The sequence below is a fragment of the Cobetia sp. ICG0124 genome (assembly GCF_004006355.1).
GTDB classification, from domain to species: Bacteria; Pseudomonadota; Gammaproteobacteria; order Pseudomonadales; family Halomonadaceae; genus Cobetia; species Cobetia marina.
Window position 1 is genome coordinate 927261 of the sequence record NZ_CP024893.1, and the last position, 17236, is coordinate 944496.

The following is a 17236-nucleotide window of genomic DNA, read 5'->3' on the forward strand; positions in this document are numbered from 1 at the left end:
GACAGACCACATTGGTGAAGATGATCGCCTCAACCGAGGCCCGGTTTCACGAGGGTTGCATGTCACGTCACGAAGATACCTCCGATCACGACAACGTTCTGTCCGGTTTTGAAGATGCCAGTCAGGAAGAGCCTGAGCATTCCCCGGGGGCTGGTGGGCTGGTACCCAGTGGTGATCAGCTGCCTGAGCGCCTTTACCTGCTGCCGATCCACAATCGTCCCTTCTTTCCGGCTCAGGTCCAGCCGCTGGTCATCAACAAGCAGCGCTGGGCAGAGACTATGGAGCGGGTCGGCAACACGCCACACCATGCGGTGGGGCTGGCCTTCGTCGGTGATGTCGAAGTCGACGAGATGGGGGCAGAGCATTTTCCCGAGATCGGTTCGGCAGTGCGTGTCCACAAGCCCGAAGATGGCCAGGATCAGGTCCAGTTCATCGCGCAAGGGTTGCGCCGCTTCCGGATCACCCGCTGGTTGTCACGCAAGCCGCCCTATCTGGTCGAGGTGACCTACCCGCGCGAGCCGGTGGATGCCGAGAGCGATGAGGCACGTGCCTACGCGATGGCGATGATCAATGGCATCAAGGAGCTGCTGCCGATCAATCCGCTGTACGGCGAAGAGCTCAAGCAGTACCTCAATCGCTTCAGCCCGCATGAACCCGGCCCGCTGACCGACTTTGCCGCTGCCATCACCTCGGCCAAGGGGCCGGAGTTGCAGGAGGTGCTGGAATCGTTGCCGGTGATGGAGCGCATGCAGAAGGTACTGCCGCTGCTGCGCAAGGAGATCGAGGTCGCCCAGCTGCAGACCGAGATCTCTCAGCAGGTCAACGCGCAGATGGAAAAGCATCAGCGTGAATTCTTCCTGCGTGAGCAGCTCAAGGTCATCCAGCGTGAACTGGGCATCTCCAAGGATGATCGCGAGAATGATGTGGATACCTTCCGCGGACGCCTCGATGAGCTCAAGGTTCCCGAACGGGTGCAATCGCGCATCGACGACGAACTCGACAAGCTCTCGGTGCTGGAGACCGGCTCGCCGGAGTACGGCACCACGCGCAACTATCTGGACTGGCTGACCTCGCTTCCCTGGGGCATCACCTCCACCGACCAGCTGGATCTCGCCCATGCGCGCAAGGTGCTCAATCGCGACCATGACGGGCTGGATGACGTGAAATCACGCATCATCGAGTTCCTGGCCGAAGGTACCTTCAAGGGCGATGTCGGTGGCTCGATCCTGCTGCTGGTGGGCCCGCCCGGCGTGGGCAAGACCTCGATCGGGCGCTCCATCGCCCAGGCACTGGGGCGCGAGTTCTATCGCTTCTCGGTCGGCGGCATGCGCGATGAATCGGAGATCAAGGGGCATCGCCGTACCTACGTGGGCGCCATGCCCGGCAAGCTGGTGCAGGCACTCAAGGAGGTCAAGGTCGAGAACCCGGTGATCATGCTGGATGAGATCGACAAGCTGGGGCAGTCCTTCCAGGGCGATCCGGCCTCGGCGCTGCTCGAGGTGCTGGACCCGGAGCAGAACGTCGACTTCCTCGATCACTACCTCGACGTACGCCTCGATCTGTCCAAGGTGCTGTTCGTGTGTACCGCCAACACGCTGGATAGCATCCCGGGGCCGCTGCTGGACCGCATGGAGCAGATACGCCTCTCCGGTTACATCGCCGAAGAGAAGATGGCGATCGCCAAGCATCACCTGTGGCCGAAGCTGCTGACACGCGACAACATTCCCAAGAAGCGCATCAATCTGAGTGACGCCGCGCTGCGTCAGGTGATCGAGGGCTATGCTCGCGAGGCGGGCGTGCGTCAGCTGGAGAAGCAGCTGCACCGCATCGTGCGCAAGGCGGCGGTCAAGCTGCTCGAGGAGGACCTGCCGACGGTCAAGGTCTCGGTCAAGAATCTCGAGGAATTCCTGGGGGCGCCAATCTTCCGTCGCGAGAAGGTCCTGGCCGGCGAAGGCGTGGTGACCGGGCTTGCCTGGACCAGCATGGGCGGCGCGACCCTGCCCATCGAGGCCACACGTGTGCACGGCCTGACGCGTGGCTTGAAGCTGACCGGCAAGCTTGGGGAAGTGATGCAGGAATCGGCCAATATCGCCTATTCCTATACCCTGGCGAATCTTGAGGCCTACGATGCCGAGGCTGACTTCTTCAATGAGTCCTTCATTCACCTGCACGTGCCGGAAGGGGCGACACCCAAGGATGGCCCGAGCGCTGGCGTGACCATGACCACGGCGTTGATGTCGTTGGCCAGGCATCAGGCGCCGCGCAAGGGACTGGCGATGACCGGTGAGCTGACATTGACCGGGCAGGTGCTGCCGGTGGGCGGTATCCGTGAGAAGGTCATTGCCGCACGCCGCAGTGACATCTTCGAACTGATCCTGCCACAGGCCAATCAGCGGGATTATGATGAGCTGCCGGACTATCTGAAGGAGGGCATGATCGTCCACTTCGCGGCCCGCTACGCGGATGTGGCACGAGTGGTCTTTGACAGCGACAACGCGCAGCGCCACTGAGCATTCAGGCGGTATCGAGCTGTTCCAGCACGGCGGCTTCCGGTGCATTGCGTCCGACACTGGCAATGCCGTTGTCGCGGCCGGATTCCGACTTGTACATCTGGCTGCGGCCGATCTGCTGGCTGTTGGCGGCCAGCAGCGTGAAATAGAAGCGACCATCCTTGGCGACTTCCTTCGTGAAGCGTTTTTCCTCGGCGGCGTTCTTGCGCACGGATTCCACGCCGTTCAGGCAGCCGCGCTTGTCGGCATAGCCTTGGCTCTGGAGGATCTTTTCACCGTTGCCGGCCTTGAGCGCAAAATAGAACTTGCTGTCCTTGCCGCGGGTGATGACGAATTTTCCGGCCATGGGTGACTCCTGTTCCTTGAGGGATGTCTGACACTGCCTGATATGTCATCTTCCAGTGTAAACAGCGCCTCTCGGGGGAAACCCACGCTAGGAGTTGCGGCATTCAACGTTCGGGAGCCATCGCGGCGTCTTTCACCATGCCAGAGTATCGCTCCCGTACGACCACCGCAGGTCGTAACATGGCCGGCGCCCGCGCCCTGTGGCGCGCCACCGGCATGAAAGATGGTGACTTCCAGAAGCCGATCATCGCCGTTGCCAACTCCTTCACCCAGTTCGTGCCCGGCCACGTCCACCTCAAGGACATGGGGCAGCTGGTAGCGCGCGAAATCGAGAAGGCCGGCGGTGTCGCCAAGGAATTCAACACCATCGCGGTGGACGATGGTATCGCGATGGGGCACGACGGCATGCTGTATTCGCTGCCGTCGCGTGACCTGATCGCCGACAGCGTCGAATACATGGTCAATGCCCACTGTGCGGATGCGCTGGTGTGCATCTCCAACTGCGACAAGATCACCCCCGGGATGCTGATGGCCGCCATGCGCCTCAACATCCCGGTCATCTTCGTTTCCGGCGGCCCGATGGAAGCCGGCAAGACCAAGCTGCTGGACCACGGTCTCGACCTGGTCGATGCGATGGTCATCGCGGCCGATGACAGCGTCGACGACGAGACGGTCGCCGAGATCGAGCGCAGCGCCTGCCCGACCTGTGGCAGCTGCTCGGGCATGTTCACGGCCAACTCCATGAACTGCCTGATGGAAGCGCTGGGTCTGGCGTTGCCGGGCAACGGTACGGTGCTGGCGACTCACTCCGATCGTCGTCGCCTGTTCGAGAACGCCGGGCATCGTATCGTCGAGCTGGCACGCCGTTACTACGAAGGCAACGAAGAGCACCTGTTGCCGCGTGCCATCGGTTCACGGGCGGCGTTTGCCAACGCGATGACGCTGGATATCGCCATGGGGGGCTCGACCAACACCATCCTGCACCTGCTGGCCGCCGCTCAGGAGGCCGGTGTCGACTTCACCATGTCCGACATCGACAAGCTGTCCCACAGCGTGCCGCAGATGTGCAAGGTGGCGCCGAACACCCAGAAGTATCACATCGAGGATGTCCATCGTGCCGGTGGCATCATGGGGATTCTGGGCGAGCTGGACCGCGCCGGCGTGCTGGATACCTCGGTGCCGACCGTCTATGGCGACTCGTTGTCTGCGGCGCTGGAAGAGTGGGACATCATGCGCTCGCCCACCGATGAGGTGATCGAGTTCTATCGTGCCGGTCCGGGGGGGATCCCGACCCAGACCGCCTTCTCCCAGAGCGCGCGCTGGCCGAGCCTGGATGGTGACCGCGCCCAGGGCTGCATCCGCGATTACGATCACTGCTTCTCCACTCAGGGCGGCCTGGCCGTGCTCTACGGCAACATCGCGCTGGATGGTTGCGTGGTGAAGACGGCAGGCGTCGATGATTCCATCCTTGTCTTCGAAGGCCGTGCCTATGTCTGCGAATCTCAGGATCAGGCGGTGGAAGACATCCTGGCCGACAAGGTCAAGGAAGGCGATGTCGTGATCATCCGCTACGAAGGGCCGAAGGGCGGTCCGGGCATGCAGGAAATGCTCTACCCGACGTCCTACCTGAAGTCCAAGGGACTGGGCAAGGCGTGCGCGCTGCTCACCGACGGTCGTTTCTCCGGCGGTACCTCAGGTCTGTCCATCGGCCATGCGTCTCCGGAAGCGGCGGCGGGTGGCGCCATCGGCCTGGTCGAGCACGGTGACACCATCCTGATCGACATCCCCAATCGCACCATCAATGTCCAGCTGAGCGATAGCGAGCTACATGAGCGTCGTGAAGCGATGGATGCGCGCGGCAAGGATGCCTGGAAGCCGAGCATCCAGCGCAATCGTCGTGTCTCCGCCGCGCTCAAGGCCTATGCCTTGCTGGCGACCTCGGCTGACAAGGGCGCCGTGCGTGATCTGAGCAAGCTGGATTGAGGCTTGCGCCTGGGCGGCAAGTCGCGCCTCCAGTCGCTCATGGGCGGACTCACGATCCACGCGCTCGTCGTAGCGCCCGGCCAGGGAGGAATCGGCCAGCAGCGTGGCACGCTCCGCGTCGCTCAATGGACCGATGCGTCCTCGCGGCGGGGCGATCAGCGTGCGTTCCACCTGCGTCGGTGTGCCGTTGGCATCGAGTACCGAGACCAGTGCTTCGCCTACGCCCAGTTCCGTGATCACCTGCGCCGTATCGAGTTCCGGATTGGGGCGGAAGGTGTCGGCGGCCGTCTTGACGGCCTTCTGGTCACGCGGTGTGAAGGCGCGCAGCGCATGCTGTATGCGATTGCCCAGCTGACCGAGCACCTCATCGGGGATGTCGGCGGGTGACTGGGTCACGAAATAGACACCGACGCCCTTGGAGCGAATCAGGCGGACCGTCTGCTCCAGACGCGTCAGCAGTGCCTTGGGGGCTGAATCGAACAACAGGTGCGCTTCATCGAAGAAGAACACCAGTACTGGCCGGTCGGCATCCCCGCGCTCGGGAAGCTCGCGGAACAGGGTGGACAGGAACCACAGCAGGAAGGTGGTGTAGAGGCGAGGGCTCTGCATCAGCTCGCGACCGTCGAGCAGATTGATATAGCCACGGGCCTGCTCTGCATGCCCGCGCGTCGCCAGCATGTCGTGGATATCCAGTGCCGGTTCGGCAAAGAAGCGTTCGCCGCCCTGCGTGGCCAGGACGTGGACCCGACGCAGCATCGCCCCCAGGCTCTGGGGACTGACGCTGCCGTAACGCGCCTCGAAGCTGTCACGCTCGCGCTCGATGTGCTTCAGCAGGCTGATCAGGTCCTTGAGGTCGACCAGCTCCAGACCCTCACGCTCGGCGTGATCGAAGGCCAGATGCATCAGGCCGCCTTGGGTCTCGTTGAGCTCCAGCAGACTAGCCATCAGCTCGGGCCCCATCGATGCCACGCTTGCGCGAACCGCGTGACCGCTCTTGCCATGGAGGTCCCATAGCCTGACGGGGGCGGCGTGCGGCTGCCAATCATCGATCCCCAGGCTGTTCAAGCGCTCATCGATGCGAGGATGGGGAGTGCCGGCGGCAGCGATGCCGGAAAGATCGCCCTTGATGTCGGCAGTGAACACCGGCACCCCCATGCGCGAGAATTCCTCGGCCAGTACCTGCAAGGTGACGGTCTTGCCGGTGCCCGTCGCGCCCGCCACCAGCCCATGGCGATTGGCCAATGCCGCGTCCAGCGTGATGTGGCCTGCCGAACCTTGTCCCGCGCGGCCCCCTATCAGCACATCTGGCATGTGATTCTCCTGTCGTACAGAGTTACAAAATGTTTCGTTGAGTAAAATACTGCAAGCGGCTCAACGGCAACGGTCGAGTGAATCATCTGCTCGCCTTTTGCATCAGACCGCTACTGGAGGATGGATCATGAACAAGCTGACTGCTGCACTCATCGCAACTGCCTTTGCACTGCCGACCGCCGCTGCCTATGCCGATCACCACGAATCCAGCAATACCGGTTCCGCCAATACCGGTGCTCACTCCACCAAGGTAGAGGGTGGCACAGCCGCTGGCCATGAAGGTGGCATGGTGCAAGACGATGCCGAACGCAATACCGAAAGTGGTTCTGCCAACACCAAGAAGGATTCCATGATGGTGGAAGGCGGGACCGCACAGTCTGAATCCGCCAAGCACGGCAAGGTGATGGACGAAGGCGAGGACCACATGGGTGTGAGCCCGGAGTCCGGCTCGGCCAACACTGCCGATGGCAGCATGAAGACCGAGTGAACGTCTTCTGATCCCGAGGATGACTCGGGTACGGCATGATCTCGTGGTGTGTCCGGGCAGGTCGCCAGCACGATCCGTCCGCTGACATCACGGGTGAAACGACAAGCCCCCGCCATTGGCGGGGGCTTGTCGTTGTCTGCCGACGCCTTACCACCAGTCGGGGCTATGGAGCTCCTCGCCGGCCAGCAGGCGTTCCCTGGCCATGAAGAGGGCGGCGATGGCCCGCGCCTCGTGGAAGTCCTCGCGTGCCAGCAATGCCGGCAGCTCGTCGAGGCGATGGCGCTCGACGACCAGAGGTTCCGGCTCATCCCCCGGCAGACGCTTCTCGTACAGGTCACGCGCCAGCATGACGTTCATGCGGTGATCCATGTAGTTGGGTGCCAGGCTCAGTTCGGCCAGCGGCTCGATGTCGTGAGCGCCGAAACCGCACTCCTCCATCAGTTCACGGTTGGCGGCGGTCACCGGGTCTTCGCCGGGGTCGATCAGCCCCTTGGGCAGGGTCAGCACGTACTGCTCCGGCCCGGCGGCATATTCACGGATCAGCAGTACGTGATCCGGGTCTGGCATGGCGACGATCATCACCGCACCATGGCCACCACTCTTGAGACGCTCGAAGCTGCGCGTCGCGCCATTCGAGAAGGTCAGTTCCAGCGCCTCGACGGTAAACAGCCGCGAGCGAGCCACCTCGCGTCGCGAGTCGATACGGGGGGGGGTCAGCGCGTCTCCATCGGCGTAGTGCCCGATGGTCGAGTGATCGGGGCGTGGCGCATCATCCATCGGAAGTCCTCAAGGCAGAGATCAAGAAGCGGGCCGATGATTGACTGGACCACGATCGACACCGTGCTGCTCGACATGGATGGCACCTTGCTGGACCTGCATTTCGACAGCCACTTCTGGCTGGAGCACCTGCCACGCCGCTACTGTGAGCTGCATCGTCTCGATAGCGCGCTGCAGGCGGACCTCAAGGCGCGCATCATCAGCGAATCCGGCACGCTCAACTGGTACAGCCTCGATTACTGGAGCCGCGAGCTGAAGCTGGATGTTGTCGCGCTCAAGCGTGAGGTGCAGCATCTGATCGGGTATCGCCACGAGGCAGAGGACTTTCTCGCCTGGCTACGGGATCAACCGCAGCGCGTGGTACTGGCGACCAACGCGGACCGTCACGGGATCGAGCTCAAGTTCGGTCTGACCGGCATGGGCGATTACTTCGATGCCGTCGTCTCCTCGGCGGATCTCGGACACGCCAAGGAGGAGCAGGCCTTCTGGCATCGGCTCAACGAGATCGAGCCCTTCGAGCCGGCACGTACCCTGTTCATCGATGACAATCCCCAGGTGCTGGAGAGTGCGCGCACCTACGGTATCGCGCATCTGCTGGGCGTGCGTCAGCCGGACTCGAAGCGCGAAGCGCGTGACTTCGAGCACGTGCACGGACTGGACGGCTTTGCCGTGCTGACGGCGGGTGGCGGCCTTCATCTGGAACACGAGGAGCGCAAGGAGTCTTGATGAGTGACCAGGTACGCATCGACAAGTGGCTATGGGCGGCGCGATTCTTCAAGACGCGCGGCATGGCCAAGAAAGCCATTGAAGGTGGCAAGATCCAGTACAACGGCAGCAAGGTGAAGACGTCCAAGACCGTCGAGGTCGGCGCCTTGATCGAAGTGCCGCAAGGTTGGGATCGGCTGGTGGTCGAAGTGCTGGCACTCAGCGACCAGCGCCGTGGCGCCCCCCAGGCGCAGGCACTCTATCAGGAGACGCAGGAGTCGCGTGCGCGCCGCGAACGGGAGGCCGAGGTGCGTCGCCTTGGCAATCAGGGCATGAGCCCGCCCGTGGGACGTCCCGACAAGAAGCAGCGGCGCAGCATCCACCGCTTCCAGCGCCAGGATTCCGAAAGCTGACGCCCACGAAGAGACGGCGCCGAATTTCGATCAGATCCAGCGATTCCTGTTCGACGCCACCAATGTGCGCGGCGAGATCGTCACCCTGGACAAGGCCTATGCCGAAGTCCTTGATCGTCATGCCTATCCCCAGGCCATCTCGCGCCAGCTGGGCGAGATGCTGGCAGCGGTGGCGCTGCTGACCGAGACCATCAAGCTGGATGGCACCATGACACTGGAAGTGCGTGGCACGGGGATCGTGCGTCAGCTGATGGCCGAGTCCAATCCCGGCGGTGAGCTGCGTGCCATTGCCCGTCTCAGTGACGAGGAAGTGCTGCCGACCGATGAAGCCACGCTGCAGGCTCTGGTGGGGCAGGGGCAGATCGTCATCACGCTGGACCCGCGTGACGGCAAGCGTTACCAGGGGATCGTGGCGATCGATCAGGACAGCCTCGCCGGCTGCCTGGAAAGCTACTTCAGTCAGTCCGAGCAGCTGCCGACGCGTCTGTGGTTGATGGCCGATGCACAGCGTGCCGGTGGCGTGATGCTCCAGCAGCTGCCTGACGACGATGCCAACAAGGACCCCGATGCCTGGGAGCGAGTCGTCCATCTCGCCGACACCCTCAAGGCCGAAGAACTGCTGGTGCTTGATCAGCAGGACGTGCTGCACCGTCTCTATCACGAAGAGACCGTGCGCATCTTCGAACCCAAGGCGCTGCGGTTCGGTTGTACCTGTTCTCGTGAGCGTCTCGGCGCGGCACTGCACAGCATCGCCGCGGACGAATTGCGCCAGATCGTCGCTGAACATGGTGAGCTGGCCACGCAATGCCACTTCTGCCATACCCGGTATTCCTTCAATGCCGCGGAAGTCGAAGCCATCATCGAAGACCCGGCCGCAGGCAGCCCGATCGTCCACTGAGGCGTTGCAGCAATCAGCGTTTCCGCCCGAGTCCCTTTTTGCCATAATGCCTTGCCAGTACGGGGCTGGACGCTCCGTTGCGGACCCCAAAATAAGCCTGCGGCATGTACCGCCGGCATCTGGCAAGAGCCATCAAGAGAGAGGGCGGCCCTGAGCCGCGGAGACGCGAATGAGCAAGCATCAAGACAGTGCGGTGACCACTCACACCAATCTCAGCAGCGCAGAGCTGATCGAGCTGGCAGTGGCTCGCGGCGAAGGACGTCTGGCCGACAACGGCGCGCTGGTCGTGGAGACGGGGGCTCGCAGTGGTCGCTCCCCGAACGACCGCTTCATCGTCGATGAGCCGTCCACCTCGGACGCCATTGACTGGGGAAGCGTCAACCGCCCGTTCAGTCCTGAGCGTTTCGACGCGCTGTGGGACCGGGTCGAGGACTACCTCGGTGCGCAGACAAGCTTCGTGTCCGAACTGCACGTCGGCGCCGATCTCGAGCATTACCTGCCGATTCGTGTCACCACGGAAACGGCATGGCACAACCTGTTCGCGCGTACCATGTTCGTGCGTCCGGACAGCTTCAATGCCAAGGACAAGAGCGAGTGGACCATCCTCAACGCGCCGCACTTCGTGTGTGAGCCCGAGCGCGATGGCACCAACTCCGATGGCGTGGTGCTGATCAACTTCGCACGTCGTCGCGTTCTGCTGGCTGGCATGCGCTATGCCGGCGAGATGAAGAAGGCAATGTTCTCGGTGCAGAACTTCCTGCTGCCGGAAAAGGACGTGCTGCCGATGCATTGCTCCGCCAATGTCGGTGATGACGGCGAGACCACGCTGTTCTTCGGTCTTTCCGGCACCGGCAAGACCACTCTGTCCGCCGATCCGGCGCGCCATCTGATCGGCGATGACGAGCACGGCTGGGGCGAAGGCACCGTCTTCAACATCGAAGGGGGCTGCTACGCCAAGTGCATCGACCTCTCCGAGAAGAACGAGCCGGTCATCTGGAATGCCATCAAGTTCGGCGCCGTGCTGGAAAACGTGGTGCTGGACGACCGTCGCGGTGCGGATTACGGCGACGACACTCTCAGCCAGAACTCGCGTGCGGCCTACCCGCTGGAGCACATCGAGAAGCGCGTGCCGGAAAATCGTGCCGGTGAGCCGAATGCCATCGTCTTCCTGACCTGCGACATGTCCGGTGTGCTGCCTCCGGTGTCCGTGCTCAGCAAGCAGGCGGCCGCCTATCACTTCCTGTCCGGCTACACCGCCAAGGTCGGCTCCACCGAGATGGGCTCCACCGCCGGTCTCGAGGCGACCTTCTCCACCTGCTTCGGCGCGCCGTTCTTCCCGCGCCCGGCGCGTGAGTACGCGGATCTGCTGATCAAGCGCATCGAGGCGTTCGGCTCGCGCGTCTATCTGGTCAACACCGGCTGGACCGGTGGTGCCTACGGAGAGGGCGGCTCACGCTTCTCCATCCCGACCACCCGCAGCATCATCAGCGCGATCCAGAACGGCGCACTCGCCGATATCGAGACGCGTCACATCGACGTGCTCAACCTGGATGTGCCGGTGCGTGTGCCGGGTGTCGATTCCAGCCTGCTCGACCCGCGCGAGACCTGGGAAGACCGCGCTGCCTATGACAGCAAGGCGCGTGACCTGTCCGCCAAGTTCGTCGAGAACTTCAAGAAGTTCGCCGGAGTGGATGAGGCGATCATCGCGGCGGGCCCGGCGCTGGTCTGATCCGGCAGGCGCTCGGCGACGAAGGGAGCGGGGGCCTGATACCACCAGCGGGTGGTCCAGGCGCGCATCACCCGTTCCGGGTACCAGGTCTTGCCGAGGCTGCCATTGTAGCGGGCCAGTGCATCGGTGATGTCGCCCTTCTCACGCTTGAGGTAGTGGGCGAGGATGGTGGCGCCGTAGCGCAGGCTGGTGTCCTGGTCGAGCAGGTTGTCGCCCGGCTCGCCGATCTCGCGCTTCCAGAATGGCATCACCTGCATCAGCCCTCGCGCGCCGGCATGGGATACCGCCGTCGGCTTGAAGGCGCTTTCCACCTGGATCACGGCCAGAATCAGCTCCGGTGCCAGCCCCGTGCGGGTGGCTTCGCGGCGGATCTTGCGCAGCAGGTCGATCCGGGCGGCGCGATCGGGCATGTAGCGCTCCAGACGCTGCTGCATGCTCAGCACCCAGTGCAGGGCATCGATGGGGTCGTCGAAGGCTTCAGGCTCTGCCAGCGCTTCTCTCAGGCTTTCACGCAGTGCCGGAGAGAGGCCGTGCTCGGGGATGGCGGCCGCAGCATGGAGGGGCGCGCTCTGCAGCATGGCTACCATGCTGCCCACCACGAGACAGGCTGCTCCCGCCAGGTGGCGGAGCAGGCGTTGATGGTGTGGTCATGCGCAGTCCCTGCGTATCGGTCATGCCGGCATTATGCCGTGTTCGCGGCGTTGACGTTAATGACCCGGTCAACGCTGCGCTCGGCCAGGAAGTCCATCAGGTTGTCGACGGGGACCATGGTCGCGTCCGCGTCCGTGCGGCCCTTGTACTCATACTCGCCGTTGTCGAGACCGCGATCACCGATCACCAGACGATGCGGAATGCCCAGCAGTTCGCCATCGGCGAACTTGTTGCCCGGACGCAGATCACGATCATCCAGCAGGACATCGTAGCCTGCGGCGGTCAGCGCCTGATAGACACGCTCGGAGGTCTCGCTGACGCGCACGGACTTGTGGGCATTCATCGGCACGATGGCGATCTGGAAGGGCGCGATGGCTTCCGGCAGCACGATGCCGCCCTTGTCGTTGCCCTGTTCGATGGCCGCGGCCACCACGCGGGTCACGCCGATGCCGTAGCAGCCCATCCACAGCGGCTTGGCCTTGCCGTTCTCGTCGAGCACGGTGGCGTTCATGGCATCGGAGTACTTGGTGCCCAGCTGGAAGATATGACCCACCTCGATACCGCGCGCGATGTCGATCACGCCGTGACCGTCCGGTGACGGGTCACCCGCGACGACATTGCGGATGTCGGCGACTTCCGGCAGCGGCAGGTCGCGCTCCCAGTTGAGGCCGAAGTGGTGCTTGCCTTCGATGTTGGCACCGGCACCGAAGTCGCTCATCAGAGCGACGCTGCGATCGATGATGATCGGCATCTCGAGTCCCACCGGACCCAGCGAGCCGAAGCCGGCGCCGACGGCGGCACGCACTTCCTCGTCGCTGGCCATGGTCAGCGGCTCGGCGACCTGTGGCAGGTGTTCGGCCTTGATCTCGTTGAGCTCGTGATCACCGCGTACCATCAGCGCGACCAGCCCTCCCTCGACACCTTCGGCCGCCTTGACGATCAGCGTCTTGACGGTCTTCTCGATGGCCAGGCCATGCTGCTCGACGAGGGCGGCGATGGTCTTGGCATTCGGTGTATCGACCAGCTGCATGTCCTGAGTCGGTGCGGCGCGTTGCGGTGTCTCGCCCAGCGGTGCGGGCAGAGCCTCGCACTTCTCGATGTTGGCAGCGAAGTCGGAGTCGGTAGAGAAGGCGATGGCGTCTTCTCCGGAATCGGCCAGCACGTGGAATTCGTGGGAGCCGGTACCACCGATGGAGCCGTTGTCGGCGATGACGGGGCGGAAGTCGAGACCCAGGCGCGTGAAGATGCGCACATAGGTGTCGTACATCACCTGATAGGTGTCCTTGAGCGAGTCTTCGCTCAGGTGGAAGGAATAGGCATCCTTCATGATGAACTCACGGGAGCGCATCACACCGAAGCGCGGACGAATCTCGTCACGGAACTTGGTCTGGATCTGATAGAAGTTGGCCGGCAGCTGCTTGTAGCTGTTCAGCTCGCGACGCGCGAGGTCGGTGATGACTTCCTCGTGGGTCGGGCCGACGCAGTAGTCGCGCTGATGACGATCAACGACACGCAGCAGCTCCGGGCCGTACTGTTCCCAGCGACCGGATTCCTGCCAGAGCTCGGCAGGTTGCACGGCGGGCATCAGCACTTCCTGGCCGCCGGCGCGGTCCATCTCTTCACGGACGATGCGCTCGACCTTGCGCATGGTGCGCAGACCCAGCGGCATCCAGGTGTAGAGCCCGGAGGTCAGGCGACGAATGAAGCCGGCACGCAGCATCAGCTGGTGGCTTATGACTTCAGCATCGGACGGGGTTTCCTTGAGAGTGGAAATCAGCAGTTGACTGGCACGCATGGGCTCAGCGATCCCTCGACTTGTCGCTTTGATCGGTACGCTTCGCAATCGCGAAGCAAGAACAGGCAGGACTTCGGCACGCCAACGGCGGGCGTATCAGCGAAGCAGACTGGGGGCATTGTACTGCCGCGAGGCTTTGTGGAGCAAAGTGCTGCGACAGACTGGAAAAAAGTGCGCCGGCCTGCCGATACTGGTGGGAGGGTCGCTCAAGGAGAGGTGGACATGGCGTCACAGGATCATCACGCGGGATGCGCTCCCGTCAGACGACACCCGCGGTGGCGGACCGCTCTGGTGCTGATGGTGCTGGTGTCATGTCTGGGGCTATCCCTGTGGCTGGTGAGCCACCATCTGCCGATTCCCTTCGTCGATGAGGGAGTCCATTTCGCGCAGATCCGCCAGTTTCTGGAGGGCGACTGGCATCAGCATCCCAAGCTGACCACGCTGACGCTCTATCACGCCAGCATGGCGCTGGTACTGATGACGCTCCAGACGCTCGGGGACTGGCTGAATCTGCCGCTGGCGACAGCCACCATGACGGGACGCTGGCCACAGATGCCGTCGGTGGACTGGGTGCGCGGTCTTTCGCTGGTGGGCTTCAGCGTCATGGCGTTCCTCCTCTGGCGGGCATTGCCGCAGGGCTACCGGCGTCTCGCTCCTTCGCTGGAGGCGCACGACGCTCGTCACCAGGCCAGCCGTCAGTGCTGGCAGTGGCTGTGGCTGCCGATCATCTTTCCCTATCTGGCGCTGGTGTATACCGACCCCTGGATCATCGCGCTGGTCGCGTTGCAGCTCGTCGCACTGGTGCGAGAACAGCGTCTGCTGCTGCTGGTATTGATCATGGCGGGATTGGGGTTGCGTCAGGACAGCATCGTGCTGCTGGGGTTGTGGGGCGGCCTGCTGCTGTGTCTGACCCATCACAAGGCCGTGAGCGAGGCGCGGATGGCAGGACTGGCGACTCCCTTGCGCGCGCCGCTCTCTCGGCTCTCCACCTGGTGGGCACTGTTCATCAACTGGTGGTGGGTGCTCGGGCTACCGGTGGTCGCCTTTCTCGGCTTCCTTCTCTGGAATGGCGGCATCGCCATGGGAGACACCACGCGCCATCAGGCCGGTTGGCACACCGGCAATCTCGGCTATTACCTGGCGGTGATCGGCATGGTGTTCCTGCCGCTGTGGCTTTCGGACCTGCCGCGTCAATGGCAGGGGGTGAAGCGTGCATGTTCGCGGGAGGGATGGCGGCGAGGAATGCCGTTGCTGCTGCTGGCGGTCGGCCTGTGGCTGGTGCTGGCAATGAGCTTCGAGCTGACCCATGACTACAACTTCCAGCGCTGGACGATTCGCAATGTCTGGCTGATGTGGTGGAACGAGCACCCGGTCGCGCGCTGGATCACCCTGCTGATGTCCACCAGCGTGGCCTTCTGGTGGCTGAGAGCACCGTTGAGACTGGGGCATGGTGGGCTGCTGCTGGTGATGCTCGCGCTGATGATCTGCACGCGGGAATTGATCGAGACGCGCTACATGCTGCCGTTGATCACCGTGTACCAGCTGCTGCGTGTGCCTGAGCGTCCCGCCGTGGAGCGCGCGATGACGCTGTGGGCCATGGCGATGGGAGTGATGCTGCTGGCGGGACTGGTGCTGACCCGCACCTTGCCCTGAAGTGCTGCCACGGGGTGACTCGGCCACCCAGGCATAGGCGGCTTCTCGCTCGGCAGGCGAGAAGTGGCGGACTTCGATGGAGCGCACCAGATGCTTGCTGAATTCGGTGACGTGACGCAACCACTCGGCCTTGCTGATGATGGCCTCGCGTTCGAAGTCGCCAAGATGACGCAGGGCGTAGCCGATATCGTTGAGCAGCGCGGCCGGCGTGATCAGCCCGAAGCGCTCGATTTCCACCAGCAACGAGATGCGCTCATGGCGCGCGAGGCGCTCATCACATTCGCGGATCACGGGAGCGAGCGACGCCTGATCGATGCTGCCTTCCAGCCGCAGGGCGACGACGTGATCAGCGGGACTCTTGAGCAATGTCAGCATGTTGGGCTCCTGCACGTGAGCGTGGTGGGGGCGGCCTGTCACTCACACCGTTTCGGACGCAGTCCGTACCACAATGGCAGCGCGACCAGCAGGCTGCCGCCCAGCAGGTTGCCGATGCCTGCCGGCAGGATGTTCCAGCGCATGGCGTCCCACCAGCCGGGGCCTTCTCCCGTCGGCATGATCATCGAGAAATAGGCCATGTTGGCCGGGCTGTGCTGGAAGTTGCCTGCCACGAACAGACTGACGGCCAGCACGATGGGCACGAACTTGTCGATGATGGTCCTGCCCATCACGGCGAGAAATGCCGCCATCCCGACCATCCAGTTGCCCAGCATTCCCGACAGCACCAGCGAGAACCAGCCTTCGGCACCTCCTGTCTGCTGATAGTGCATCTTCTTCGCCACCAGTTCGGCCAGCAGCTGATAGTGCTTGGTACGGCCAGCCGGACTCGAACCGGCACGCCCGAAGGCAGGAGATTTTAAGTCTCCGGTGTCTACCGATTCCACCATGGCCGCGCAGACTGGCGCATAACTTAGCATATTTCAGAACAAGGTCAACTTTAATGCGTGAGGAGGGAAGGTGTCTTGTCCATTTCAGTGCAGGACAGGGGATGTCAGGCGTTCTGAAATGGAGGCTGGAGTCGGAATCGAACCGGCGTACACGGAGTTGCAGTCCGCTGCATGACCACTCTGCCATCCAGCCTCAATGATCGAGATGTCAGTCGAAACTGATGTCTGATCCGAGGGCCACCTGTTTCGATTGGAGCGGGAAACGAGATTCGAACTCGCGACCCCAACCTTGGCAAGGTTGTGCTCTACCACTGAGCTATTCCCGCTGAACTCGAGGTCGAATTATACGGATAATTCCCATGCTGTCAAACAGTTAATGAAAAAATGTCTCGCAGACCTGGTGGTCGGAAACGACGACGCCCACCTGCCGAAAGGGCGGGTGTCAGACGGAACGTATCAGTTCCGGCCATGCCGCACGCAGGTAACTGATCATCGACCACAACGTCAGGGCAGCGGAGATATACAGCAGGCCGAGGCCGGCATCGCCCCCGAGACTGCCTGGGGAGAAGTACAGCAGCATGAACAGGGCGAGCATCTGGGCAGCGGTCTTCAGCTTGCCGACCCATGAGACTGCCACGCTGCCGCGCTTGCCGATCTCGGCCATCCATTCGCGCAGTGCGGAGATGACGATCTCGCGACCGATGATGATCAAGCTGGGAATCGTCATCCACAGGCTGTCGTAGCGTTCGATCAACAGTCCCAATGCCACGGCGACCATCAGCTTGTCAGCCACCGGGTCCAGGAAGGCGCCGAAGGGCGTCGTCTGATTCCAGCGTCGCGCGAGATAGCCATCGAACCAGTCGGTCACTGCCGCCAGGGCGAACAGCAGGGCGGTGACGGGCAGGCTCCAGTCATATGGCAGATAGAAGCACACCACCAGCAGCGGAATGAACAGGATGCGGATCAGAGTCAGGATATTGGGAATGCTCATCGTGACGGCACGAGTCCTTGCATGAAGCGTCGGGGGGCAGATCGCTCCGCTAGCGCCGCACAAGTCGTCTATTCTAGCCTGCCGGTGAGGTATTCAGCCATGCC

14 protein-coding genes, 3 tRNA genes and 1 pseudogene are annotated in these 17236 nt (G+C 62.9%); 8 read left to right on the forward strand and 10 right to left on the reverse strand.

Annotated elements, in window-relative coordinates; all coding sequences use genetic code 11:
* The first annotated feature begins 59 nt into the window (after positions 1-59).
* Entirely contained in the window at positions 60-2510 is a 2451-nt protein-coding gene (lon, locus tag CU110_RS04225; RefSeq protein ID WP_077374983.1) for an endopeptidase La, read from the forward strand.
* A gap of 4 nt (positions 2511-2514) precedes the next feature.
* On the opposite strand, the gene CU110_RS04230 is transcribed toward lon, so the two are convergent.
* Complete coding sequence (locus tag CU110_RS04230; RefSeq protein ID WP_077374980.1) at positions 2515-2856, reverse strand: YegP family protein; 342 nt, start codon at positions 2854-2856, stop codon at positions 2515-2517.
* Positions 2857-2993: 137 nt separating this feature from the next.
* Here CU110_RS04230 and ilvD point away from each other — a divergent pair, with 137 nt between their 5' ends.
* Positions 2994-4838 carry a dihydroxy-acid dehydratase gene (ilvD, locus tag CU110_RS04235; protein WP_084208059.1) on the forward strand — a complete coding sequence of 615 codons (1845 nt, stop codon included), beginning with the start codon at positions 2994-2996 and terminating at the stop codon, positions 4836-4838.
* Positions 4839-4877: 39 nt separating this feature from the next.
* Here the strand turns inward: ilvD and CU110_RS04240 are convergent.
* Positions 4878-6149: pseudogene (locus CU110_RS04240) on the reverse strand (helicase HerA-like domain-containing protein); the annotation flags it as partial.
* A 127-nt stretch (positions 6150-6276) separates the two neighbouring features.
* Between CU110_RS04240 and CU110_RS04245 the strand changes: the two are divergent.
* The gene (locus tag CU110_RS04245; RefSeq protein WP_065392586.1) at positions 6277-6636 is read left to right on the forward strand and encodes a hypothetical protein; all 360 of its coding nucleotides are present in this window, start codon (positions 6277-6279) and stop codon (positions 6634-6636) included.
* A gap of 147 nt (positions 6637-6783) precedes the next feature.
* On the opposite strand, the gene nudE is transcribed toward CU110_RS04245, so the two are convergent.
* On the reverse strand, positions 6784-7413 hold the full coding sequence (nudE, locus tag CU110_RS04250) for an ADP compounds hydrolase NudE (protein ID WP_077374968.1): 630 nt from the start codon (positions 7411-7413) through the stop codon (positions 6784-6786).
* 36 nt (positions 7414-7449) lie between these two features.
* On the opposite strand from nudE, the gene CU110_RS04255 reads away from it, so the two are divergent.
* From CU110_RS04255 to CU110_RS04270, 4 genes are all read left to right on the forward strand, one after another.
* Positions 7450-8139: an HAD-IA family hydrolase gene (locus tag CU110_RS04255; protein WP_077374965.1), complete on the forward strand. Its 690-nt coding sequence runs from the start codon at positions 7450-7452 to the stop codon at positions 8137-8139.
* Entirely contained in the window at positions 8139-8531 is a 393-nt protein-coding gene (locus tag CU110_RS04260; RefSeq protein WP_077374962.1) for a S4 domain-containing protein, read from the forward strand. The genes CU110_RS04255 and CU110_RS04260 overlap by 1 nt, the downstream gene beginning before the upstream one ends.
* Complete coding sequence (gene hslO / locus CU110_RS04265) at positions 8518-9429, forward strand: Hsp33 family molecular chaperone HslO (protein WP_127734669.1); 912 nt, start codon at positions 8518-8520, stop codon at positions 9427-9429. Before CU110_RS04260 ends, hslO begins: the two co-directional genes overlap by 14 nt.
* A 169-nt stretch (positions 9430-9598) precedes the next feature.
* Positions 9599-11158 carry a phosphoenolpyruvate carboxykinase gene (locus tag CU110_RS04270; protein ID WP_084208062.1) on the forward strand — a complete coding sequence of 520 codons (1560 nt, stop codon included), beginning with the start codon at positions 9599-9601 and terminating at the stop codon, positions 11156-11158.
* On the opposite strand, the gene CU110_RS04275 is transcribed toward CU110_RS04270, so the two are convergent.
* Complete coding sequence (locus CU110_RS04275) at positions 11053-11745, reverse strand: lytic transglycosylase domain-containing protein (RefSeq protein ID WP_127734670.1); 693 nt, start codon at positions 11743-11745, stop codon at positions 11053-11055. The two genes, CU110_RS04270 and CU110_RS04275, sit on opposite strands and share 106 nt — an antisense overlap.
* A 95-nt stretch (positions 11746-11840) precedes the next feature.
* On the reverse strand, positions 11841-13604 hold the full coding sequence (locus tag CU110_RS04280; RefSeq protein WP_127734672.1) for a proline--tRNA ligase: 1764 nt from the start codon (positions 13602-13604) through the stop codon (positions 11841-11843).
* Between the two features lie 222 nt (positions 13605-13826).
* Here CU110_RS04280 and CU110_RS04285 point away from each other — a divergent pair, with 222 nt between their 5' ends.
* Entirely contained in the window at positions 13827-15257 is a 1431-nt protein-coding gene (locus tag CU110_RS04285) for a hypothetical protein (RefSeq protein ID WP_084208064.1), read from the forward strand.
* A 413-nt stretch (positions 15258-15670) separates the two neighbouring features.
* Here CU110_RS04285 and CU110_RS04295 read toward each other — a convergent pair whose 3' ends face one another.
* The 5 genes from CU110_RS04295 to pgsA all read right to left on the reverse strand — a co-directional run bounded on the left by CU110_RS04295 (position 15671) and on the right by pgsA (position 17132).
* On the reverse strand, positions 15671-16051 hold the full coding sequence (locus tag CU110_RS04295) for a formate/nitrite transporter family protein (RefSeq protein ID WP_346427183.1): 381 nt from the start codon (positions 16049-16051) through the stop codon (positions 15671-15673).
* Positions 16052-16062: 11 nt separating this feature from the next.
* A tRNA-Leu gene (locus tag CU110_RS04300) sits at positions 16063-16147 on the reverse strand.
* 113 nt (positions 16148-16260) lie between these two features.
* Positions 16261-16334, reverse strand: a tRNA-Cys gene (locus tag CU110_RS04305).
* A gap of 58 nt (positions 16335-16392) precedes the next feature.
* Positions 16393-16467 (reverse strand) — tRNA-Gly (locus CU110_RS04310).
* Between the two features lie 116 nt (positions 16468-16583).
* Positions 16584-17132, reverse strand: a complete 549-nt coding sequence (gene pgsA / locus CU110_RS04315) for a CDP-diacylglycerol--glycerol-3-phosphate 3-phosphatidyltransferase (protein WP_077374945.1) — start codon at positions 17130-17132, stop codon at positions 16584-16586.
* Positions 17133-17236: the final 104 nt, after the last annotated feature.

Excerpts from the sequence above, each read along its gene's own strand:
- CU110_RS04260 (WP_077374962.1), top strand. The coding sequence starts at position 8,139 with ATGAGTGACCAGGTACGCATCGACAAGTGGCTATGGGCGGCGCGATTC.
- lon (WP_077374983.1), top strand. The coding sequence starts at position 60 with ATGTCACGTCACGAAGATACCTCCGATCACGACAACGTTCTGTCCGGT.
- CU110_RS04270 (WP_084208062.1), top strand. The coding sequence starts at position 9,599 with ATGAGCAAGCATCAAGACAGTGCGGTGACCACTCACACCAATCTCAGC.
- nudE (WP_077374968.1), bottom strand. The coding sequence starts at position 7,413 with ATGGATGATGCGCCACGCCCCGATCACTCGACCATCGGGCACTACGCC.
- CU110_RS04275 (WP_127734670.1), bottom strand. The coding sequence starts at position 11,745 with ATGGTAGCCATGCTGCAGAGCGCGCCCCTCCATGCTGCGGCCGCCATC.
- CU110_RS04280 (WP_127734672.1), bottom strand. The coding sequence starts at position 13,604 with ATGCGTGCCAGTCAACTGCTGATTTCCACTCTCAAGGAAACCCCGTCC.
- CU110_RS04255 (WP_077374965.1), top strand. The coding sequence starts at position 7,450 with ATGATTGACTGGACCACGATCGACACCGTGCTGCTCGACATGGATGGC.
- CU110_RS04245 (WP_065392586.1), top strand. The coding sequence starts at position 6,277 with ATGAACAAGCTGACTGCTGCACTCATCGCAACTGCCTTTGCACTGCCG.
- CU110_RS04285 (WP_084208064.1), top strand. The coding sequence starts at position 13,827 with ATGGCGTCACAGGATCATCACGCGGGATGCGCTCCCGTCAGACGACAC.
- CU110_RS04230 (WP_077374980.1), bottom strand. The coding sequence starts at position 2,856 with ATGGCCGGAAAATTCGTCATCACCCGCGGCAAGGACAGCAAGTTCTAT.
- pgsA (WP_077374945.1), bottom strand. The coding sequence starts at position 17,132 with ATGAGCATTCCCAATATCCTGACTCTGATCCGCATCCTGTTCATTCCG.
- ilvD (WP_084208059.1), top strand. The coding sequence starts at position 2,994 with ATGCCAGAGTATCGCTCCCGTACGACCACCGCAGGTCGTAACATGGCC.